Origin of the sequence: Proteus sp. FME41 (genome assembly GCF_014897315.1) — a bacterium.
In the GTDB taxonomy this organism is placed as follows: Bacteria; Pseudomonadota; Gammaproteobacteria; order Enterobacterales; family Enterobacteriaceae; genus Proteus.
Genome location: NZ_JABUYL010000013.1, coordinates 12,109 through 33,490 on the forward strand (window position 1 = coordinate 12,109; position 21,382 = coordinate 33,490).

At 37.7% G+C, this 21,382-nt stretch carries 22 protein-coding genes; 5 read left to right on the forward strand and 17 right to left on the reverse strand.

Features of this window, described 5'->3' with window-relative positions:
- Positions 1 to 99 precede the first annotated feature (99 nt).
- The 3 genes from INT04_RS12725 to INT04_RS12735 are packed head-to-tail and all read right to left on the reverse strand — an operon-like array spanning position 100 to position 2,573.
- The gene (locus INT04_RS12725) at positions 100 to 261 is read right to left on the reverse strand and encodes a DUF2474 domain-containing protein (RefSeq protein WP_109372179.1); all 162 of its coding nucleotides are present in this window, start codon (positions 259 to 261) and stop codon (positions 100 to 102) included.
- Positions 242 to 1,249, reverse strand: a complete 1,008-nt coding sequence (gene cydB / locus INT04_RS12730) for a cytochrome d ubiquinol oxidase subunit II (protein WP_193016483.1) — start codon at positions 1,247 to 1,249, stop codon at positions 242 to 244. The genes INT04_RS12725 and cydB overlap by 20 nt, the downstream gene beginning before the upstream one ends.
- Entirely contained in the window at positions 1,239 to 2,573 is a 1,335-nt protein-coding gene (locus INT04_RS12735; RefSeq protein WP_193016484.1) for a cytochrome ubiquinol oxidase subunit I, read from the reverse strand. The genes cydB and INT04_RS12735 overlap by 11 nt, the downstream gene beginning before the upstream one ends.
- Before the next feature lie 136 nt (positions 2,574 to 2,709).
- On the opposite strand from INT04_RS12735, the gene INT04_RS12740 reads away from it, so the two are divergent.
- Positions 2,710 to 4,125 (forward strand): PLP-dependent aminotransferase family protein, encoded by a 1,416-nt coding sequence (locus INT04_RS12740; RefSeq protein WP_193016485.1) that lies wholly within the window; start codon positions 2,710 to 2,712, stop codon positions 4,123 to 4,125.
- A 115-nt stretch (positions 4,126 to 4,240) separates the two neighbouring features.
- Positions 4,241 to 4,810, forward strand: coding sequence for a HutD family protein (locus INT04_RS12745; RefSeq protein ID WP_193016486.1), 570 nt, complete (start codon positions 4,241 to 4,243; stop codon positions 4,808 to 4,810).
- A gap of 56 nt (positions 4,811 to 4,866) precedes the next feature.
- On the opposite strand, the gene INT04_RS12750 is transcribed toward INT04_RS12745, so the two are convergent.
- Positions 4,867 to 5,478 carry a LysE family translocator gene (locus tag INT04_RS12750; protein ID WP_193016487.1) on the reverse strand — a complete coding sequence of 204 codons (612 nt, stop codon included), beginning with the start codon at positions 5,476 to 5,478 and terminating at the stop codon, positions 4,867 to 4,869.
- Positions 5,479 to 5,639: 161 nt separating this feature from the next.
- Between INT04_RS12750 and INT04_RS12755 the strand changes: the two genes are divergently transcribed.
- Complete coding sequence (locus tag INT04_RS12755; protein ID WP_193016488.1) at positions 5,640 to 6,104, forward strand: Lrp/AsnC family transcriptional regulator; 465 nt, start codon at positions 5,640 to 5,642, stop codon at positions 6,102 to 6,104.
- A 147-nt stretch (positions 6,105 to 6,251) separates the two neighbouring features.
- Here the strand turns inward: INT04_RS12755 and bla are convergent, their stop codons facing one another.
- Complete coding sequence (bla, locus tag INT04_RS12760) at positions 6,252 to 7,148, reverse strand: class A beta-lactamase (RefSeq protein ID WP_193016489.1); 897 nt, start codon at positions 7,146 to 7,148, stop codon at positions 6,252 to 6,254.
- Positions 7,149 to 7,319: 171 nt separating this feature from the next.
- Here bla and INT04_RS12765 point away from each other — a divergent pair, with 171 nt between their 5' ends.
- Positions 7,320 to 8,192: a LysR family transcriptional regulator gene (locus INT04_RS12765; RefSeq protein ID WP_226894096.1), complete on the forward strand. Its 873-nt coding sequence runs from the start codon at positions 7,320 to 7,322 to the stop codon at positions 8,190 to 8,192.
- A gap of 75 nt (positions 8,193 to 8,267) precedes the next feature.
- On the opposite strand, the gene lhgO is transcribed toward INT04_RS12765, so the two are convergent.
- The 10 genes from lhgO to INT04_RS12815 form a co-directional block, all read right to left on the reverse strand.
- On the reverse strand, positions 8,268 to 9,470 hold the full coding sequence (gene lhgO / locus INT04_RS12770; protein WP_193016491.1) for an L-2-hydroxyglutarate oxidase: 1,203 nt from the start codon (positions 9,468 to 9,470) through the stop codon (positions 8,268 to 8,270).
- 15 nt (positions 9,471 to 9,485) lie between these two features.
- Positions 9,486 to 10,199, reverse strand: a complete 714-nt coding sequence (locus INT04_RS12775; RefSeq protein WP_193016492.1) for a FadR/GntR family transcriptional regulator — start codon at positions 10,197 to 10,199, stop codon at positions 9,486 to 9,488.
- Positions 10,200 to 12,167, reverse strand: coding sequence for a TRAP transporter permease (locus INT04_RS12780; RefSeq protein ID WP_193016493.1), 1,968 nt, complete (start codon positions 12,165 to 12,167; stop codon positions 10,200 to 10,202).
- Positions 12,168 to 12,179: 12 nt separating this feature from the next.
- Entirely contained in the window at positions 12,180 to 13,214 is a 1,035-nt protein-coding gene (locus INT04_RS12785) for a TAXI family TRAP transporter solute-binding subunit (RefSeq protein ID WP_193016494.1), read from the reverse strand.
- Positions 13,215 to 13,602: 388 nt separating this feature from the next.
- Positions 13,603 to 14,115 (reverse strand): DedA family protein, encoded by a 513-nt coding sequence (locus INT04_RS12790; protein WP_193016495.1) that lies wholly within the window; start codon positions 14,113 to 14,115, stop codon positions 13,603 to 13,605.
- Between the two features lie 64 nt (positions 14,116 to 14,179).
- On the reverse strand, positions 14,180 to 15,001 hold the full coding sequence (locus INT04_RS12795; protein ID WP_193016496.1) for an energy-coupling factor ABC transporter ATP-binding protein: 822 nt from the start codon (positions 14,999 to 15,001) through the stop codon (positions 14,180 to 14,182).
- Positions 14,988 to 15,830 (reverse strand): energy-coupling factor ABC transporter ATP-binding protein, encoded by an 843-nt coding sequence (locus INT04_RS12800; protein ID WP_193016497.1) that lies wholly within the window; start codon positions 15,828 to 15,830, stop codon positions 14,988 to 14,990. Before INT04_RS12800 ends, INT04_RS12795 begins: the two co-directional genes overlap by 14 nt.
- Positions 15,821 to 16,525 (reverse strand): energy-coupling factor transporter transmembrane component T, encoded by a 705-nt coding sequence (locus tag INT04_RS12805; protein ID WP_193016498.1) that lies wholly within the window; start codon positions 16,523 to 16,525, stop codon positions 15,821 to 15,823. Before INT04_RS12805 ends, INT04_RS12800 begins: the two co-directional genes overlap by 10 nt.
- A 1-nt stretch (position 16,526) precedes the next feature.
- Complete coding sequence (locus INT04_RS12810; protein ID WP_193016499.1) at positions 16,527 to 17,108, reverse strand: ECF transporter S component; 582 nt, start codon at positions 17,106 to 17,108, stop codon at positions 16,527 to 16,529.
- A 77-nt stretch (positions 17,109 to 17,185) separates the two neighbouring features.
- Positions 17,186 to 17,614, reverse strand: a complete 429-nt coding sequence (locus INT04_RS12815; protein ID WP_193016500.1) for a PPC domain-containing DNA-binding protein — start codon at positions 17,612 to 17,614, stop codon at positions 17,186 to 17,188.
- Between the two features lie 202 nt (positions 17,615 to 17,816).
- On the opposite strand from INT04_RS12815, the gene INT04_RS12820 reads away from it, so the two are divergent.
- Positions 17,817 to 18,692, forward strand: coding sequence for a hypothetical protein (locus INT04_RS12820; protein WP_193016501.1), 876 nt, complete (start codon positions 17,817 to 17,819; stop codon positions 18,690 to 18,692).
- Between the two features lie 70 nt (positions 18,693 to 18,762).
- Here the strand turns inward: INT04_RS12820 and alsS are convergent, their stop codons facing one another.
- Both alsS and budA read right to left on the reverse strand, forming a co-directional pair.
- Entirely contained in the window at positions 18,763 to 20,442 is a 1,680-nt protein-coding gene (alsS, locus tag INT04_RS12825) for an acetolactate synthase AlsS (RefSeq protein WP_193016502.1), read from the reverse strand.
- A gap of 67 nt (positions 20,443 to 20,509) precedes the next feature.
- A complete protein-coding gene (gene budA, locus INT04_RS12830) occupies positions 20,510 to 21,337 on the reverse strand; it encodes an acetolactate decarboxylase (RefSeq protein ID WP_193016503.1) in 828 nt (275 codons plus the stop codon).
- Positions 21,338 to 21,382 lie beyond the last annotated feature (45 nt).

The following is a 21,382-nucleotide window of genomic DNA, read 5'->3' on the forward strand; positions in this document are numbered from 1 at the left end:
TATAAAAAGGGCTGAAAATAATCTCAGCCCTTTTTCCGCTTTTATAGCTCGCCATATCGTGCGGTGCTATTTTATTGTATTGCTGTGTATGCTTTGCTTTTACTTCACTTTCATTCCTGCAAGCGTCATTAAAAACCGGAAAAGAGAAGAAACTGCAAATAAGGCTAAAACACTACAAAACCAAATAGTAATTAGCCAGCCCCATTTTTTTAATAATGAGGGTTTGCTTTGTATTTGTGGATCAGTGATAACCTTCTTCATAATTGGTTTTTCCTCTGAAAACGTAGTAACTCCAGAATGTATAGACAAGAATAATTGGAATAATAAATAGGGCACCAACAAGCATAAATCCTTGGCTTTCTGGTGGTGCAGATGCTTCTACAAAACTCACGGCAGGCGGAATAATATTAGGCCAAATACTGATACCTAATCCGGCAAAACCTAATAAAATTAAGGCCAGTGCACCAAAGAAAGGCAGATAGTGTCCTTGTTTTTTTACTGAGCGCAAAATCAACCAAGTGCTGTACAACACCAAAAGAGGAACAGGTAAAAAGAAGAATAGGTTAGGTAAAGAGAACCAACGTTCAGCAATGGTAGGTTGTGCTAACGGTGTCCATGCACTCACAACCGCAATAACAGCAAGCATGACCAATGTTAGAGGTTTAGCAACTTTATACAGGCTTTGTTGTAAATGGCCTTCAGTTTTCATAATCAACCAGCCACACCCTAATAATGAATAGGCGATAACTAAGCCAAAACCGCAAAAGAGTGCAAAGGGAGATAACCAATCAAAATAGCTGCCTGCAAACGTGCGATTCACAACCGGTAAACCTTGAACAACACTCCCAACGACAATGCCTTGTGTAAAAGTGGCTAGAATAGAACCAAAGATAAAGGCTTTATCCCAAAATCCTTTGTGATTGTCATCGGCTTTAAAACGAAATTCGAAAGCGACACCACGAAAAATTAGTGCAACAAGCATTAAGGTTAATGGCATTGCTAATGCGTCAAGAATAACGGCGTAAGCAAGTGGAAAAGCACCAAATAATGCTGCACCACCCAAAACTAACCATGTTTCATTACCGTCCCACACGGGGGCAACGGTATTCATCATTAAGTCACGATCTTGGTTACTTTTAATGAAAGGATAAAGCATACCTATTCCAAGATCGAAACCATCCATAACAATGTACATTAATGTACTAAATACAATGATGATGAACCAAATGACTGGCAAATCAATTCCCATGATGCACCTCCGGTGTACCTTTGCGGATCAGTCTTAACATATAGGCATATCCAATACCGAACACGGAGCCATAAACTACAAAGAAGACCAGCAAGCTTATACTCATGTGCATCTCGCCATGAGCAGATACGGCATCTCGTGTTCGCTGAATGCCATAAACAACCCAAGGTTGACGTCCTACTTCGGTGGTAAACCAACCGGCAAGAATAGCGATAAGTCCTGAAGGTGCCATTAAGAAAGTTAAGCGTAAGAAAGCTTTAGATTCATAAAGTTTATTCTTATAACGTAACCATGTTCCCCAAACGCCGACTAAAATCATTAACATGCCAAGGCCAACCATAATGCGGAATGACCAGAAAACAATGAGTGAGTTAGGTCTGTCTTCTTTAGGAAATTCTTTTAGTGCTGGAACTTGTTTTTCTAAGCTATGAGTAAGGATCATGCTGCCAAGATAAGGGATCTCTATTTTATATTTCGTCTCTTCAGCATCCATATCAGGCATACCAAAAAGAATTAAAGGGGTGGCTTCACCGGGTTTATTTTCCCAATGGCCTTCAATGGCTGCAATTTTAGCAGGTTGATGTTTTAAGGTATTTAAACCATGAACATCCCCAATGAGTGCTTGAATTGGTGCTAGAATTAAGATCATCCACAACGACATTGAAAGCATCTTTTTCATTGCTGATGTCTTATTACCTTTCAGTAAATGCCATGCTGCAGAGGCGGCAATAAAGAAAGCGGAAGCAAGGAACGCAGCAACCCCCATATGGGCAAGGCGATAAGGAAAAGAGGGATTAAAAATGACGGCAATCCAGTCTACCGGCACCACTTGATTGTTAATAATTTCAAACCCTTGTGGGGTCTGCATCCAGCTATTTGAAGCCAAGATCCAAAAAGTAGACATTAAGGTGCCTAATGCCACCATGCAGGTTGCAAAAAAGTGGAGTTTTTCGCCCACTTTATTCCAACCAAATAGCATGACACCTAAGAACCCAGCTTCTAAGAAAAAGGCGGTGAGGACTTCATAAGTTAGTAAAGGGCCTGTAATGGAGCCCGCAAAGTCAGAGAAAAAGCTCCAGTTGGTTCCGAATTGGTAAGCCATGACCAAACCAGAGACCACGCCCATAGCAAAGTTAACAGCGAATATTTTTGACCAAAAATGAAATAACGCTAAATAATCCTTATTGCGCGTTTTTAACCATAAACCTTCCAATACAGCTAAGAAGCTAGCCAGTCCGATAGTAATTGCGGGGAAGATAATATGGAAAGAAACTGTGAACGCAAATTGGATACGCGCCAAATCAAAGGCACTTAACCCAAGCATAAAAACCTCGTTTTATTGATATATAAATGTAAATTGCAGGTAAATCGTGTGGATTAGTAGACCATATGACAGTAAGCTATAATAGTGACAATAAGTTTAAAAATGACTATAACAGTTTTGAGGTGAACAGTTTTATATGACTCGATATGAACAGCTTGCAGCGCAAATACGCCAACAGATTGAAGATAATATCTGGCAATCGGGCGACCGTTTACCTTCATTACGGGATACGGTGAAACAATCAGGTTTAAGTTTAATGACAGTTTTACAATCGTATCAGTTATTAGAAAGCCAAGGGTGGATAACGGCGCGACCACAATCGGGTTATTACGTTGCGCATCGTAACACGCGTTTTGGTCAAGTGACGGCCAGTAAAGGGCTGCACATGAGTGAAAATGTAGAAATCAGCACTTCTATTTTTAATGTACTTCAAGCATGTAAAGATCCCGATATTATTCCTTTTGGTTCGGCATTTCCTGATCCAAGTTTATTTATTCAGCCTAAATTGAGTAGTGCATTAGCGTCAGCAGCAAGACATTTAGCGCCTCAAAGTTCCGTCATTAATTTGCCACCAGGGAATGAAAAGTTACGCCGTAACATTGCGCAACGTTATGCTTTACAAGGTATTCATGTCTCTCCTGATGAAATTGTCATCACTGCGGGTGCAATGGAGTCATTAAGTTTTAGCTTGCAAGCAGTTACTGAGCCGGGCGATTGGGTCGTTATTGAATCCCCTGCATTTTATGGCGCATTACAAGCTATTGAACGTTTACGTTTAAAAGCGATTGCGATCAGAACAGATCCCGTGACAGGGATTTGTTTAGATGAACTTGAAAAAGTAGTTGAGCAGTATGATATTAAAGCCTGTTGGTTAATGAGCCATTGCCAAAATCCATTAGGTGGAACAATACCTGATGAAAATAAAGTTAAGCTGGTGGATATATTAGCGAAAAAGCAGATAACCCTTATTGAAGATGATGTGTATGGTGAGTTGTATAACAGCCAGAAAGCACCAATGCCAGTAAAAGGTTTTGATAAAACGAATAGCGTATTACATTGTGCTTCGTTTTCTAAATGTCTTGCACCAGGATTTCGCGTTGGTTGGGTTGCAGCTGGAAAACATGCAACAAAAATACAGCAGCTACAGATGATGAGCACGGTATCAGCCAGTATGCCAACGCAACAAGCGATTGCCGATTATTTATCGCAAGGCGGTTATGACACGCATCTTCGTCGTTTAAGATTATTGTTAGAACAAAGACGTTATCGCATGTTGCAAGCTATACAAACTCATCTACCTGAAGATGTGAAAGTTAATATTCCAATTGGCGGTTATTTTTTATGGCTAGAATTTGAATCTGAATTCGATGCTAATAAACTTTATCACTTTGCTTTGGAAAGGGGCGTCAGTATTGCACCGGGATCAATGTTTTCTACCAGTTCCCAATTTAACCATGCCTTTCGTTTAAATTCCTCCTTTCAGTGGAATAGTCGGACAGAAAAAGGAATGGAAATTATCGGTGAAGGATGCAGAAAATTACGGCGTAAATAGCAGATGTTAGCGCACATTTTTAAAAGTTAGCTATTGATTTATGAACGGTAATCTCCAATGATTAAATCTTAACCTCATTATCAGACTAACTAGCCAGATATTGCAGGAGGATACAATGAAGCTACGTTGTTTTGATCAGCAAGAGTTACCGTTTATTCAATGGAATAATCAAAAAGGCACAACACAAGAAATCGTTTGTTGGCCTGTTAGTAAAGACTTTTCATGGCGTGCGTGTCTAACCTCGATTGAAGATAATGGCTCATTAGGGCAGTTTCCTGATATTGATCGGCAAATGGTATTATTAGAAGGTAATGGTCTTAATTTAAATAGCCCAGGATTTTTAAGTCATTCTGTCACAAACACTTATCAATCCTTTGATTTTTCAGGTGATATACATGTTAAATCTGAATTAATTAAAGGTGGCGTAAAATGTTTAAATATTATGGTTCGTAGAACATGTTGGAAAGCCGAAACAACGCTAGTGACACAACCACGAATATTGCCAAGTTCTCATGCAGGCTTAATTTATGTGACGAAAGGTGAATGGACATTAACGGGTGCAACTTGCCAGCGTTTATCGAAAGGACAGGGAGCTTGGTGGTTACCGGATATTCGTGAAGGCGAAATAAGACCATTAACTGCCAATTGCCAATTATTATGGGCAGATATTCGACCACTAAAATAAGGGCACTTTTGTGGTCAAATACTGACTAGAATAATTAATAGTGTTTAGGATTATGGCTAATTTAAAGCCAGATTAACGGCAGCAAAGGTGAGTAATCCACCTGCAATACCCTCATTATAACGACGGCGTTTATCACTCAATCCACCTTTTAAGCCAATATACGCAAAAAAGGTACCAAGAAGACCATAAATAATTAAGCAAGTCGTGATAAATATCGCAGATAACAGTAATGATTGTGTTGCTACATCATTATGATTATCAATAAAGTTTGGTAAAATAGCGAGATAAACTAATAAACCTTTAGGATTAAGAAAACTGGTTAAAAAACCTTTACGAAATAACGATGAGATTTTTGTGGCATCAAGGACTAATTGTCCTTTTTTGCAGGCAGATATTAACATTTTAACGGCAAGATAACTGATATAGGCAACACCAACCCATTTAAGTAAATGAAATAAAAGGGGGGATGTTGATACTAAAGTAGCAAGCCCTAATGCACTCAGTACTGCATGGGTTAAATAGCCAGAAATGACGCCTGCATTCGCAATCCACGCTGATTTCATTCCCCCTGATAGCCCTTGGGATGAAATAAAAAGGATATCAGGGCCAGGTGTACATATAAGCGGTAGTACAGTCAGTGCGAATAATAATAAAGTGTTAAATTCCATCTTTTCACCTGATAGAGATAGATTGAGGAAAACATCGTTTTTGCTGTGAAATCTAGCGGAAAGATTATATGATGATTCCGAAAAAATCGGGTTGCTTTGTTGCTAACAAAAAGAATTAATTGGCAATAAAATTCCACAAATAGAATTAAGGTTAATCTTTGATGTCAATAAAATTAGATAAGATAGATAAACATATTTTACAGGTTCTTCAACGTGATGGTAAAATCCAGAACATTGAGCTGGCAAAAGAGGTTGGACTTTCACCTTCTCCTTGTCTTCGTCGAGTGCGTTTACTTGAAGAGTCAGGTGTGATCACGCGCTATGTTGCTGTATTAGATGGCAGTAAGATTGATGCAGGGTTATCTTTATTTGCCAGGATCTGGTTTAGAGCTCAGGATGCTGACACTATCGAGGAATTTGTAAAGGCTATCAAAGTATTACCTGAAGTTGTTGAATGCCATTTAATGGCTGGCGAGTGTGATGCGTTAATTCGTATAGTGACAAAAGATTTAGCAACCTATCGCCGTTTTCATGCTGACTATTTAACACAAATTCCTAGTATTCAAAGTATAAAAACGGAAGTGCCAATGGAGACGGTTAAAGTCAGTTTTTCTTTACCGCTTTAATTAAAGGGTAAATATTTTATTTACAATGATTTAACACACATCACATAACTGAATTAAAGTAAAACGATAATAAAAAATAAAAAAAGCTGAGACAAATAAAATTGTACTCAGCTTTTTTATTGTTACTTGTAATTATAAAACTTGTTATTAATGCTTTGTTAATGATGAAGTAAAAGACTTTGTCACGATTTCCGTGGCTTTCACAATAATATCCTTACGATATTTAGCATTCTGATCTTGTTGGGTAAAATAGACGACTAAAACTAATGGCGCATGATCTTCTGGCCAAATAACAGCAATATCATTAGTTGTACCATAATCGCCACTGCCTGTTTTATCGCCGACAATCCAGTGTGTTGGCAAACCTGCTTTAATACTTTGGTTCCCTGTAGTGTTACCTTTTAACCACGTGACGAGTTGTTGGCGTTGAGATTGTCCTAACGCATCACCTAGCGTTAACGTTTGTAGGCTTTTTGCCATTGCAATTGGAGAGGTGGTATCACGAGGATCGCCGTGAATGGCTGTATTTAATTCAGGTTCTTTGCGATCTAAGCGATAGGTAACATCATTAATTGAGCGTGCAAATTCAGTCACTTTTGCAGGGCTACCTAAATAGTCTATTATTTTATTCATCGCTGTATTATCACTGTATTGCAAGGTCGCAGCACTTAATTGAGCCAGTGTCATTCCTGTTGCTAAATGTTTTTCTGTAATAGGGCTGTAAGCGACCAAATCAGATTTTGTTATTACGATATTTTTATCAAGTAATCCAGCTTGTTTTTCACTCTCTTTTAAAACCGCCGCAACAGCCATGACTTTACTGGTACTTGCCATTGCAAAGCGCTCATCACCACGGTAGGTAATGAGTGAATTGTTTTCAGTATTAATTAAGGCAATCCCTAAACGGCCTTGGCTATTTTTTTCAAGCACACTTAATTGTTCTTCAATAGTACTATTTGTTTTAGCCCATAGCAGAGGAGAAGCAAATAGAGATATTAATGAAACTACGATCACGGCGGTCTGACGAAATGTTATTTTAAACATATAAATTGATGCTCATATTAATTTAGTAAAGAAAATCTCAATATAAATAGTCAGTTATTGTATAAATAAAAAGCTGTATATTTATCATCTGCAATATCCTATTTAATTAGTTTATTGACAATCGATAATAAATCGCCTTAGCTTATAGAAAATCTAATGGCTAAGAATATTATGCGAACACATCTTCCTCTTAATGCACTACGCGCTTTTGAAGCATCAGCAAGGCACCTTAATTTTACCAAAGCAGCATTAGAGCTTTATGTTACTCAAGGTGCGGTCAGTCAGCAGGTAAGAATGCTAGAAGAGCGTCTTGGGGTGATACTTTTTAAGCGCTTACCCCGTGGCCTAGAGATGACAGATGATGCACATATTTTATTTTCTGTATTAACAACGGCTTTTAGCAACATTGAACGTGTATTTAAGCAATTTGAACGGGGTGAGTACCGTGATGTTGTTTCAATTGCCACTGTAGGGACATTTGCCGTGGGTTGGTTATTACCCCGATTGGCTGAATTTAAACAACAATATCCAAGAATAGAAGTGAATTTAAGAACAAATAATAATGTGGTTAATTTGGCAACAGAAGGGCTTGATTTTGCCATTCGATTTGGCGAAGGGCTGTGGCCACTAACTCACAATAAGGCGTTATTTTCAGCGCCATTAACGGTGTTATGCTCACCAAAAACAGCCGTACGTTTACAATATCCATCTGATTTAATAAATGAAAATTTATATCGTTCTTATCGAGAAGATGAATGGCTGCAATGGTTTGAAAAAGCAAATATGGCCCCAATAAAAGTAACAGGCTCTATTTTTGATTCTTCACGTTTAATGGTCGAAAGCGCGATTTATGAAGGCGGCGTTGCATTAGCGCCCGCAAAGATGTTTTCAAGAGAAATTGAACGTGGTCAGTTAGTGCAACCGTTTAAAATAGACGTTGAAATAGGGAAATATTGGTTAACATCTTTAAAATCAAAGCCAATGACAGCATCAATGGAAATATTTCAGCAGTGGTTAATGGGGGAAGCATTAAAAGAGAGTTAGATTGAAGTGAAAATAAAAAGCACTGATTAACGCCAGTGCTATTATTTAATTTTTAATAAAGATGTTTTTTAATCGTTACAATAAAAAATGTTCTCTGACTATTTCACGGCCTATTTCAATTGAAGCGGTTGCTGCCGGAGAGGGAGCATTACACACATGCAATGAGCGTTTGCCTTTGACAAAATGGAAATCATCGACGAGTTTACCGTCATTGGTTAAAGCCTGAGCACGAACACCTGCGGGACCAGGATGAATATCGGCTTCACGTAAATCAGGGATTAATTTCTGTGCATTTTGAGTAAAGAGTTTACGTGAATATGAGCGACGAAGCTCTGCCAATCCTTCACCTAAATAATTTCCAGCAATTTTCCAAAATCCTTTGTAAGTGAGAACTTCAGCGAGATCTTTTAAGTTAATATCGCTTTTTTTATAGCCCTCACGCTTAAACGCTAATACTGCGTTAGGCCCAACATCACGGTGTCCGTTATACATACGTGTAAAATGGACACCTAAAAACGGAAAATCAGGGTTAGGAACAGGATAAATAAGGTGATTGACTAAGTGGTTTTTATTGGCATTAAGCATAAAGTATTCGCCACGGAATGGAACTATCTTCATGCCTGTATCATAACCTGCCATTTTAGCAATACGGTCGCTAAATAATCCTGCACAATTAATCAACCACCTACCTGTAAATTGGTTGTTAGATGTCGTTACTGTTACATGTTCATCTGTTTCATTAATAGCTGTTACCGTTTGACCAAACGTAAATTCACCGCCACGAGATTGAATAATTTCAACGTGTTTTGCTGCAATTTCAGAGTAATTCACAATACCTGCATCAGGAACTAATAATGCAGCAATGCCATTAACATAAGGTTCTCTGGCTTTCAGTTCACTTTCGGTCATTTTGATCACTTCAAGCCCATTATCAATGCCACGTTGATAAATGTTTTCTAACGCATTTAGCTCTTTTTCATTAGTCGCGACAATCACTTTGCCACAACGATCGTAATAAAGATTGTGTTGTTGGCAAAACGCATAAGTGGTGATATTGCCTTGTTTTGCTAGCCTTGCTTTAAGGCTCCCAGGTGTGTAATAAATACCTGAATGAACAACATTACTATTATGTCCACTTTGATGAACCGCAGGGCCAGATTCTTTATCAATCACCAATAATTTAAGCTCAGGCTGGCTTTCTTGTAGCGCACTTGCAACGCCTAATCCGACTAATCCCGCCCCGATGATAATTACGTCATAAGTCATAGTCTTATCCACTTTACAAATAGAGAGTTAACGTTTTTTTTGCTGTAAGCGTTTTAATTTTCCACGTACATTCGTCAAATGAAGTCGCATTTTGTGGCTTGTTTCATCGTGATCTTGTTGGCGAATCGCCTCAACAATAGCGTCGTGTTCTGCGATAACGCGCTTTGTTTCAGCATCCCGACCTTTGTTCTGGCTTAATGAATACATTAATACACCCAGATAAAGCTCATGTAAGTTATCTAAGATCCTAACAAAAAAAGGATTATGAGAAGCGACCATAATCGCGCGATGGAACTGATAATCTTCTTCATGACCAATATTTTTATTTTGCTGAGTTGCTAGAATAAAAGCTTGATGTGCATTTTCAATCGCAAGTAATTCTTCAGGTGTACGACGTAAAGCGGCAATTGCTGCCGCTTCATGTTCAATGACCTCACGCATTTCAAGCAGCGAATCTATTTCTTGAGGACGAGCAATCTCCATAACAATAGGTTCATATTTACTGAGTATCGAATGGTCTATAACGCATCGACCACCACCTTGGCGTGAAGTAACAATTCCGCTGGCTTCCAATACACCTAATGCTTCTCTGATGGGGACTCGACTGACACCAAAGGCGTCAGCGAGTACGTTTTCAGAGGGTAACTTTTCCCCTACAGGGTACGTTCCGTTATGAATATTTTTCTTAATCTGCTCAAGAATTTGATGCGATGCTTTTTGGCGTGAGATCTTTTGTATCATCTAGTTTTCCCCTGACACATGTCCCATATGGGCGAGTTGTTTTTTAGACCGTAACATGTGGAATGCACCCGTTAATATGATCAAACTTACGCCCAGAAGGTCGGTATATAATCCGGGTTTAATCATTAAAATTGCGGCGGCTGCAAAAGCAATACGTTCAAACCATGTTGTTTTTACAATCCAGAAATTTGCTGTTGCAATACTCAGTGCATAAATTCCGATTAATGCAGTAATAATCATTAATCCAATAGAGAATACACCTAAATTATCACCTTGCATCAATAAAGCAGGGTTATAAACCAGAATAAATGGAATGATAAAACCGGGAAGTGCTAAACGTACAGCATCCCACGATGTTTGCATTGGGTCCGCTCGTGCAATACTGGCTGCTGTATAACTGGCTAATGCAACAGGTGGCGTAATATTGGATAATGCACCAAACCAAAATACAAAAAAATGGGCAGCTAAAGGCATAACTCCCGCTTTAATTAAGATAGGTGACACTGTAACGGCAACGACGATATATAAAGCGGTTGAAGGTAAACCCATACTTAAAACAATGCACACCAGCATAACAACTAATAAGATCATCCATAATGTATTATCCGTCATTGAGACAATGTTAAAGGCCAATGTCGCACCAATACCTGTCATCGTCACGACACAGATGATGACCCCAATTGCCGCACACGCCACGGTGACTTGAACTGAACCACGTGCCGCTTCTGCTAACGCCTCAGCGACTTTTTTTAAGGTCATACGAACTGTTTTATCGGGTGTTATCCAGCTGGCGACAATAATAGTTAGAATACCTAAAAATCCAGCATAAATAGGGGTTTTACCGACTAATAAAGTGCCAATAACAATGACCAGTGGTAATAATAATAAACCACGCGCTTTTAATACTGCTTTAACTTGTGGGATATTCTCTTTGCTTAATCCTTTTAACCCTTGCTTTTTGGCTTCAATATCAATAGCCATAATTAATGCAGCGTAATACAGCAGTGCAGGAATAATGGCGGCAATGACGATGGTGGTATACGAAATCCCTAAAAAGCCCGCCATAATGAATGCGGCAGCACCCATTATTGGAGGCATAATCATTCCACCGGTTGATGCTGTTGCTTCGACGGCACCTGCAAAACGGGGAGTTAGCCCAATACTTTTCATTAAGGGGATCGTAAATGTTCCTGTGGTTGCTACGTTAGCGACGGCGCTTCCACTTAAAGAGCCTGTCAATGCAGAGGAAATAACTGCAACTTGCGCAGGACCACCGCGACGACGTCCTGCGATAGCAAGGGCTAAATCATTAAATAATGCAGTGGCACCACTCACACTTAAGAAAGAACCAAAAAGAATAAAGACCACAATAGCGGTTGATGCGGTTGAAAGAGTAATTCCAAAAATGCCTTCACTGGTCATAAATAAACGGTATAACAACCGTTCTACGGAAAATCCGGCATGACCGAAAATACCCATAAAATATTGACCAAATAAAGCATAAATAATGGCGAAAGTTGCAAGTCCTGGAATGAAATAACCCGTCGTTCTTCTTGCAGCTTCAAAAAGGACAATAATACCCAATATCGCCATAACATAATCTGTGGTATTTGGAATACTCTTTCTCACTACATGAAGATCGACATAATTTAAGAAAAAATAACCATAACTAACTAATGTTAAAATAATAAAAAGATAATCCCATCCATTAAATTTTGGCGTTGAAAAACGCTTAGAGAATGGGAATAGAATAAACCCTAAAATTAAAATACCACTCAGGAATATAGTATTACGATAAAATTCTTGGGTATTTGATAACGCGTTAGAATAAATGGCATAAAGCGAGATTAATATTGCAAGGGTTGTGGTCATTTTCAGGTAGATACCTGCAAGTTGGCGACTGCCAGAACTTGCCTCTTTATCTAATGCGGGTGGCTCTACCGGAGTTAGATGGTCATTATTAGTCATAACTCACTCCTATTATTTATTATTAGTCTGCGTTTGAGCTTCTGGTGGAATAAGATAATCAGGGATCTCTAATCCAATCTCTTGGTAATAGCGGTAGGCCCCTAGGTGTAGTGGCACAGAAACACCTTTTAATGCATTTTCTGTGGTGATGTATTTAGCTGCACTATGAACTTGATGAACCTCGGGAAGATTTTCAAACATTGATTTAGTGAGTTCATACACTAAATCATTATCAATACTGGTTGTGGTCATTAAGATATTGGGTTGAGCAATAGTATTGACCCTTTCGGTTTGACGAGGATATGTGTTCGCGGGTATTTCAAAGCGAAACCAAGAATTTGCTACATTATTGATGTCATCCAGTTGCTTATCTGTGACTTCTAATAATGTTGCACTGACACCACTGGCATACATATCGGTGACTGCCGAAGCTGGAACACCTGCAGGCAATGCTCCGCCATCTAAGCGTCCATCTCGCATAGCAGAAACAGTATCGCCATACCCTAAATATTCAGGGGTGATCTCTTTTTTGGTTAAATTAACGCCTTTAAGAATAATGATTGTAGATTGCTCAGTACCACTGGCCTGTGGGCCAACAGAAAAGCGTGTAGATCGAATATCGTCTAATGTGCTTGTCTTAATTTTGTTATTCATTAAAACAAAGTGTTCAACATTAGGCCATAACATAGAAATTGAACGCAGCTCTTTTACTGGTTTACCTTCAAAGTTGCGTACACCGTCGTAAGCTTCTACGGCTAAAAGACTTTGTAAAATAGAAAGTTGAGCTTCATTTTTCTGCATCAAGTAAATATTTTCTATTGATCCCGCAGAGGATTGTCCAGTAACTTGAACGCCTCTATCCTTAAGGTGTGTACTCCATACATTCGCTAATCCAACCCCCATCGGATAATACGTTCCTCCTGTTGAGGCTGTTGCTACAGAGAGAAATTGTTTATTCGCATTCTCCTTTTTGCCAGCTATTGCTAATGAGATAACAGCAATAACAGCAACAATACCGATGGCAAGCTTTGTTTTTCTTATTCTCATGATGTTGTTCCTGTACATAAAAACGCAGGTGAATGTTTCACATCAACTTGTATACAACATGACAAGTTTTATAGAAATACAAGATGTTAAAAAATTGTGAGGTGACATGGTGAAATTAAAACAAGAAGATAACAAAGTGTGATCGGCATAATAATTATGCGATTTTTAATCATAATTAGGGTGATATGCACGAAATGCAAAAGAAAATATCAGTAATTTACTAAATAAATAACAAAATAAGCTAAAAAATAGCCAATTTATCGATAATAAAAAATAAAATGAAAAAATGGGTGGTTAGGCAATATTTAAATAATATTGCTGAGTAAAAAGAAAGTAGGGTATTTTTTACATTAAGTGAATGGCTAAAAGGATGTATTAATGAGAATGCTTACAAAACAATGGAAAGCACACCTGTCGCAATTAAAACAAACATAGCCGACCAAACTAAGGCAGAAATAGTACTGGTAATATAAATACCACGCGCCGGTAATTTTAATAAGCCCGCACTAAAAGGAGTTAAATAGCGAAATACAGCTAAAAATCGAGAAATAAACAGAATATAGTGAGTTTTATTTTTTAATAATTGTTGAACTCGATTAATTTTTGATTGATAACGCTTAACCCATGCGTTAAGGCGAGGAAAGTGGTAAATAGAACGACCTAATTCATAGCTAACAATTGAACCTAGTAAAGCCCCACAGCTGGTGGCTAACCAAAGAAATATTGGAGAATAAAAGGGTAAACAAGCGCCAAAAATAAAGATAAGCATTAAGGATGCCGGGGGTAAAAAAGAAGAGATCCCTATAGTCGATTTTCCCGCAGTAATTAAGATAATAGACAAGAATAATGTAATAGGTGATAAATGGCCCAATGAGTCTAATAAGGTGTGAATGATTTCCATTTTATTCTCTCCAGCAATAAAATAAACAACAGCGAACACGAATAATAGGTAGGCCTTAAGATTATTATGAATTAATTTTATGATTTTTATTCATTTCAACTAGCATTTTAGCCCATTCTATTGGGTTATTTTTAATGGGAAGTTTTAGTTTTTGGCTTAATGAGTATAACGTAGGTGCGGGGATATCAGAAAGAGATTGTAATGTTGAATTCATTAGTACTTTTTCAGGAGAATCATCAGCAATTAATTTGCCTGATGATAAATGAATAACACGCTCAAAATGACGAGCAGTAAAATCAAGATCATGACTAATAGCAAGGACCGTTGTCCCTAATTTTTTTTGTACATGAAGCCAGTGTTCAAAACAAGACAGCCAATGGGCATCAAAATCACGTGTTGGCTCATCAAGCAGTAATATTTTTGGTGACAAAATACTTAGACTTGCCACAGCAACCATTCTTCGTTGACCTGCATGCAAATCTAACGGATGAACATCAATAACCTCACTTAAGCCACAAAGCGCTAATGTTTCATCTAAACGTTTTTTTATTTCGGCTTTAGGAAACTGGCGCTGTTTTAGGCCAAATGTGATCTCTTTTTCAACGGTATTATGAAAAATTTGTCGTTCAGGTTCTTGAAATAAAACACCGATATAGTGTGCCCGTTGTTGTGCTTTCATCTGGGATAGCGGGGTGTTATTTAAATTGACTTCACCTTCATTTGGCGTTAATAACCCTGCGATTAAACGTAATAAGGTTGATTTACCTGCGCCATTATCCCCCACTAGGGTTATCCATTCTCCTTGATTTAACGTCAAGGATAACTGAGCAATACAAGGTGGAACATCATCGCTCCAACGATAAGTCACTTTATCAAGTTGTAGCATAAAATTCCTTAAAAGCTTTAAGTAAGGCTTTATCATTATTTACAATATTTTTATTCCAATGATGATTTTCAATTAACCAATGTAACGCTTGCCATGAATCAGGTGCATTAATTGTTGAAAATAAGAAAGGGAAAATAGAGTCTAAGGTACCTGCTGCTTTCATTTTCCCTGCTTCTAACAATAAAAATTGTTCACTTAGCATCATTGCAGGTAATAAATTACGTTCAAGGATCACCACACTACAGTTATGCTCTTTAGCATAATGTTTTATGCGTAGTTGTAATTGCTGTGTTGCATTAGGTGTTAAACGGCTAAAGGCTTCATCAAGCAATAGTAATTTAGGGTGCATAGCAAGCGCACTAGCAATGACGATACGCTGTGCTTCACCGCCTGAAAGAGTTGCAGGGTGGCGAAAACGTAAACTGTCGCATTGTGTTAACGTCAGAGCCTCTTTTACTCGAAATCGAATTTCATTGGCACTTAAGCCTAAATTTTCAGGGCCAAAGGCAATTTCTTGTTCTACGGTAAACGCACACCCTGAAAGTTGTAATTGAGGCGATTGTTGAACGAGTTGGCGACCAGGAGCGAGTGATACTAAGCGATTTTTATCTAGTTCAGTATTTTGTACAATTCCCAAGCCTTGCACAGTGCCTGTTAATATATCAGGAAACCAGCCCGCTAATAATTGAGCAAGAAGGCTTTTACCACTCCCATTTCCCCCAAGGATAACAAGCCACTCCCCTTGTTTTAATTGGAGATCAATAGGCCCAAGGATGGGGTGATCGTCGCCTTTAGGGGTAAAACTAAATTGTTGAAGATTTACCACCATAGCCAAAAACCTCCTTCAATCAAGATAAGCAGCCCAATAGAGTAACGGAGTATTTTTTGAAGTGATGTATCGATAGGGGGATATAGCGTTGTTCGTTTTGCAATAATACGAAAACCCCTCATATCTAATGCTGCACTGCGAATGGTTAAATCACTTAATATATGGCTAATAAGAGGCAGAATAATGGCGGGTAACGTAGTTAAACGTTGCCAAAATGAGCCATCAAGAGGAACGCCTCGTGCTAATTGTGCCTCTCTTATATTGTGTAATTGTTGGCGTAATTGTTCTACTAGCAATAAAGGCCCCGCTAATAAATAGGAAAGGCTCATCGGTAAACGGCTTGCAAATAGCGCTCTAATGAAGTGTTCTGTCGAGGTATATTGTAGCCACAATTGTGCACCACATATTATGGCTAATAATCTTAACCATAAAGCTATTGCCATGGCTTGTTTACTTTTATCTAACGGTGATCCCGTTAACCAATAAGCCAACCAGCCACTATGGACTAACCATAATCCTATTGCCATAGGGATCATTAGCCATGCAATAAAACGCCAACGCCAGCGAGAGGCTTTCCAAATCAATAAGCTAATAAAAGTGCCACTGCTGATTATCAGCAGTGGCAAGCTTAATGATAAAAAAAGCACACTGGCACTTAACCAAAGCCATAATGCCAATGAGGTAAAGGGATGCATGTTAGCGAACCTTGGCGATCGCTGGAAAATTACGTTGTGTTCGTTGAGGTAATTGACGCACTAATAGCCAGGCAATAATCGCAGACAATATTTTATCAGCAAGATTTGCACCTAATACAGTAATGGCAACAGATTCGATTAAACCTTCACCAATAGCATGAAAATAAGCGACAAAGAAATCAGCGCCACTGCCTGTTGCGCCACCAAATAAATAAGTTCGAATAGGCACAGCAACAATCATTAATGCTAATGTAATAATAACACCAGAACCAATGACTCTGATTAAAGAACGAAAGCCACCTGCTCGAGCCAATAAACCTGCACTTAATCCTATCATCATGGCAACAGGAGCAAATGCGGCTGCCATCGGGCCACTAATTAATCCCCATAATAGATTGGTTAATAATCCAGTCAATAATGCGACCCATGGGCCACCTAATAATGCGCAAATAAGCGTACCAATAGAATCTAAAAAGATAGGAAGTTTGACCATTGAGGTGATTTGACCACCGATCATATTTATTGCAATAGAAACAACAATAAGCACGAGTGTACGACTCGAAATCAGAGGAGTTGTAGACATAGTTTAAAAACCTTAGCAAAAAGAATTGTTATTATTGGTTTTATTATTTTGCATAAATAGCGATTTTTTATAAAAAACTATTTACGCGGCGTGATGACCAACTCTTCATAACCAGAGTGTTTACAAGGCTGACGGCTAAAAGTCACTTGCTCTAACTCACCAATAACGAGCTCTAGCGTTGTGCGCACTGTACAACCTGGCATCATATGTCCACCACACATTAATCCATTTTCATCTGAAACTGCTAAATGCAAATGCTCACCTTGGTCATCTAATGTTCCAATCAGTGAAACAATTTCAAATTTACCTGTAAGATAGCGATTTTCTTCGCGTCCTGCAAAACGTAATACCACATCTGTTAAACTCCCCACACAACCTGCAATAAATGCTGATTTCAGGTTTTGTTCCTTCATTATTTGTCGTAATGCCATAATGACATCTTCATTAGGGAGAAGGCGTAGAGCAATAAATCGAGCATGAGAAGAAAGTAATGAGATATGAGACATATGTATTTTATCCTAAATATCAATATAACAGGAGGAACGGCATCATCTATCAAAATAGCTAATTTGATAAGTGAAAATTAGCATTAATGAGTATCAACAAAGTGTAAAAGTCATTTTTGTTATTATTCATGGAAAAGCGTTGATAGGGAATAGACAGTAAGTATTTTAAGCAAAAAAGTGTTAATGATGTAAAAATTACCCAATGATAAATTTATCCTTAATTTATCAAGAGGGTAAAGAAGGTATTCAAAAAGATGTCGCAAAAGCACAAGAGTATGAAAAACGTATTAGTATTGATTTATCTAACCCAGAATTAGAATTGTACGAAATAGTGACAAGAACTCGTGAGGGAAGAAATTATGATCTTAGTCGTTTAATGAAACAAGAAGATAATGATAAGAAACTACTTGAACTAGCAAGGTTTTACTCTTATGAAGATCGCCAAAAAAGTTTTGTTTATGCAGAAAAAGCGTATAATTTAGGAAATAAAAAAGCGAGTGAATACCTTTATAAATATTATATGGAGAATATTTGTGAAGATAAAGATAATATCAATAAAGTAGCGAATTACTTTAAAAAATGGATAGAAACAGAAAAACCTCGTAGTAACGAATTTACCTATAATAGCACTATAACTATTGCTGATTATTATTTAGAAGCACCTTGTTTAGTTGAGAAAGATTTAGATAAAGCAATTGAGTGGTATCAATTATCTTTAGATTATCCATTTGGTATAGATAGTCGTATATACACTGAATTAAATAAAATGTACTCCAATGGGCTGGATAACGTAAATCAGGATCCTGCAGTAAATATGTATATTTCTACTTTAAAAAATCATAATGACTATATTGTAGAGATGAATATTCGATTAGGAAAAATGAATTTTGCAGAGCCTTCTTTTTCAAAACTCTATGAAGTTTATCTGTTAAAAGGTGATGTGAAAAATACTTATTATTACGGTTTATTACTGAATGTCGATGTCAATAATGTCGCTATGTTTTATTCTTTGTCAGAGAGTGAGCGTAAAAGTATTGAAGCTCGTGTCGCTGAATATTTAAGTCAAAATAAACAGTAGCGCTCTATTAGAAAGCCCCCAGTAGTATTTTATATTATTGGGGGCTTTTATGTGATTAGTTTAGAATACACTAAATAATCAGATTATAATCAATATGTTCCATTAATTTAGCGTTATCTCGATAATCGACAGGAATAGCAAGAACCGCAGGGCCATCAACGGCCATTGCTTCATGTAAAACAGTACGTAATTGAGATGCACACTCAACAGAAAACCCTTTAGCGCCAAAGGATTCAGCGTAACGTTTAAAATCAATTGCTCCAAATTTTACGCCAGAATAACGGTCATATTTTTTTTGCTCTTGCATTTCTACCATATTATAAGCGTTATCCACCCAGATAATATGCAAGATATTGGTATTTAAACGAACCGCAGTTTCTAACTCCATGGACGATTGCATAAAGCCACCATCACCAGAAACAGAAATAATTTTATCAGAAGGCCGAACAAAAGAAGCGCCAATTCCCCAAGGCAATGCAACACCCATGGTTTGTTGTCCATTAGAAATTAACATTTGTCTTGCCCTAAAACTATAAAGATAACGAGCAAGCCAAATATGAAAGCTTCCCATATCAATACAGAGTGTTACATCGTTATCAATAATATTTTGCATCTCATGAATAATAGTTAAAGGGTGAATAGGAGAACCATGTCGAAAATAACTATTTTGTTGCAGAATTTCTCTTTGGCGACGAATTTTTTCTAAAACCTGTCGAGTATTATTTGAGAGTATAATTTGAGATGTGGCTTGTTTAGCAAAATGCTGAGTTAAATTATCAATTGTTAATTTGATATTACCTGTTAATTCTAAATCAGGGCAGTAAGCTAAATCAATCTCAGCTGGAATTTCATCAACATGAATAATATTGGCATTATTATGATTCCATAATGACGGCTCATATTCGATAGGGCTATAACCTAAAGTAATGACTAAATCTGCATGAGAAAGTAATTTATCACCCGGTTGATTATTAAACAAACCAATACGACCAGCAAATAAAGGAAAATGGCGTTGAGCGATTGCTCCTGCTGATTGATAAGTGCCTACAATTGGGAGCGGACAAATATCAAGTAGCTTTTGTAATGCTAATGCATTTTCAGGGTAACTCGCCTGTAGCCCTAATAAAATAACAGGGCTTTTAGCATTCTGCAGTAATTTAACGGCCTCTTGGATAGCCTCATTATTTGCGCTACCAATATTGGATTTTGATTTAGGCACTAATATTGGACTATTAACTTCGTTATTTAAAATATCCATGGGGAAAGTTAAAAAAGCCGAGCCTGGTCTTCCTGATTCTGCATGACGAAAGGCGTTAGCCATAGTTTCAGAGATTGATTTTGAGGAATCAATTTCGGCACAAAATTTAGTGATAGGATTAAACATGGTAACGGTATCCATGCTTTGATGAACCAGTTTTAATCTATCTGAGGATTTTACTGATCCTCCCAATGCAACTAAGGGATCGCCTTCAGACGTTGCTGTTGCTATGCCTGTCGCAAGATTAGAGCATCCCGGCCCTGATGTTGCGATAGCCACACCCGCTTTACCCGTTAAACGACCAACCGCTGCAGCCATAAAGGCCGCATTAGCCTCATGACGAACCACCACTGTTTTAATAGTTGAATCGAGAAGAGAATCAAATACACGATCTATTTTTGCACCCGGAATACCAAACACTTGTTTAATGCCATGTTGTTCTAATTGTTTGACAACTAAATCTGCACCACATTTCCAATGAGGAGTATTCATATAACCTTCTTTGATTTTGCAAGTGAATAAAAAATGAGATTAAGAATAAAGTTAGTGATTTTTGGAATTAATTTTCGGCTTGTTCTATTGCTTGATGGAGATTGTCTGGCATTAAATTAGCTTGTAAAAAAGCGGATTGGCTGGGTAAATCAATGGTAAGGCGGGAAATTATACCGATTTGTAAGGTGCCTTGTTTTAAATAATAATCAAGGACGTGACCACCGCCTTGACGTTGTTGATTAATATAATGTTCATGAAACCCTGCAACATTTATTCCTTGAGTAAATTGTGGGGATCGAAAACCTGCAATAGTCCCTGTTTCATTGTGAAAGGTGAAAGTAGGCTGATTTTCGATAGCTTCTAACATTGGGCGATAGGGAGGCTCTTGACGAGGAACTGTGCGTGTTTTAACTAATTCAAATTCGCCTTCAATTCTGATTGCACAAAATAGATTGTCGGAAGGAACATACTGATTAATGACATGGTGTATTTCTTTTTGCGATGCACCATAAGAAAAGTGATGTTCAATATCACAATTAAAAAATGTCATTACAGCAAAAGGGGATTTTTGAGAATGTAATACCTTACGTGCGTTACCATCAGAGCGTAATTGAAAAACATTATTGTCGAATGCAACTAGCTCGCCATCAAGTTGTTCAAAAGTTCCTAAACCAAAATCACCGTGCTTTAATAAATCAGCAATAGTGACATCGCTGTCATATACACCTGCAATTAAGCTACTCATTAATGAATTTTGATAAATAGTATATTCAGGATGATTGTTAATATAATTATTTAAGTTGGTTATTATTTTCTGTCCATATTGGCTACTATTATTTTCATTCTTTTTGATGTCACTATTATCTCGCACATTAGGTTGAAAATTATTATTCATGGTAAAGCCATTCCTTTATTTAATAAGTAACAATCATTAATCGAT

Excerpts from the sequence above, each read along its gene's own strand:
- INT04_RS12725 (WP_109372179.1), bottom strand. The coding sequence starts at position 261 with ATGAAGAAGGTTATCACTGATCCACAAATACAAAGCAAACCCTCATTA.
- cydB (WP_193016483.1), bottom strand. The coding sequence starts at position 1,249 with ATGGGAATTGATTTGCCAGTCATTTGGTTCATCATCATTGTATTTAGT.
- INT04_RS12735 (WP_193016484.1), bottom strand. The coding sequence starts at position 2,573 with ATGCTTGGGTTAAGTGCCTTTGATTTGGCGCGTATCCAATTTGCGTTC.
- INT04_RS12740 (WP_193016485.1), top strand. The coding sequence starts at position 2,710 with ATGACTCGATATGAACAGCTTGCAGCGCAAATACGCCAACAGATTGAA.
- INT04_RS12745 (WP_193016486.1), top strand. The coding sequence starts at position 4,241 with ATGAAGCTACGTTGTTTTGATCAGCAAGAGTTACCGTTTATTCAATGG.
- INT04_RS12750 (WP_193016487.1), bottom strand. The coding sequence starts at position 5,478 with ATGGAATTTAACACTTTATTATTATTCGCACTGACTGTACTACCGCTT.
- INT04_RS12755 (WP_193016488.1), top strand. The coding sequence starts at position 5,640 with ATGTCAATAAAATTAGATAAGATAGATAAACATATTTTACAGGTTCTT.
- bla (WP_193016489.1), bottom strand. The coding sequence starts at position 7,148 with ATGTTTAAAATAACATTTCGTCAGACCGCCGTGATCGTAGTTTCATTA.
- INT04_RS12765 (WP_226894096.1), top strand. The coding sequence starts at position 7,320 with ATGCGAACACATCTTCCTCTTAATGCACTACGCGCTTTTGAAGCATCA.
- INT04_RS12775 (WP_193016492.1), bottom strand. The coding sequence starts at position 10,199 with ATGATACAAAAGATCTCACGCCAAAAAGCATCGCATCAAATTCTTGAG.
- INT04_RS12780 (WP_193016493.1), bottom strand. The coding sequence starts at position 12,167 with ATGACTAATAATGACCATCTAACTCCGGTAGAGCCACCCGCATTAGAT.
- INT04_RS12785 (WP_193016494.1), bottom strand. The coding sequence starts at position 13,214 with ATGAGAATAAGAAAAACAAAGCTTGCCATCGGTATTGTTGCTGTTATT.
- INT04_RS12790 (WP_193016495.1), bottom strand. The coding sequence starts at position 14,115 with ATGGAAATCATTCACACCTTATTAGACTCATTGGGCCATTTATCACCT.
- INT04_RS12795 (WP_193016496.1), bottom strand. The coding sequence starts at position 15,001 with ATGCTACAACTTGATAAAGTGACTTATCGTTGGAGCGATGATGTTCCA.
- INT04_RS12800 (WP_193016497.1), bottom strand. The coding sequence starts at position 15,830 with ATGGTGGTAAATCTTCAACAATTTAGTTTTACCCCTAAAGGCGACGAT.
- INT04_RS12805 (WP_193016498.1), bottom strand. The coding sequence starts at position 16,525 with ATGCATCCCTTTACCTCATTGGCATTATGGCTTTGGTTAAGTGCCAGT.
- INT04_RS12810 (WP_193016499.1), bottom strand. The coding sequence starts at position 17,108 with ATGTCTACAACTCCTCTGATTTCGAGTCGTACACTCGTGCTTATTGTT.
- INT04_RS12815 (WP_193016500.1), bottom strand. The coding sequence starts at position 17,614 with ATGTCTCATATCTCATTACTTTCTTCTCATGCTCGATTTATTGCTCTA.
- INT04_RS12820 (WP_193016501.1), top strand. The coding sequence starts at position 17,817 with ATGATAAATTTATCCTTAATTTATCAAGAGGGTAAAGAAGGTATTCAA.
- alsS (WP_193016502.1), bottom strand. The coding sequence starts at position 20,442 with ATGAATACTCCTCATTGGAAATGTGGTGCAGATTTAGTTGTCAAACAA.
- budA (WP_193016503.1), bottom strand. The coding sequence starts at position 21,337 with ATGAATAATAATTTTCAACCTAATGTGCGAGATAATAGTGACATCAAA.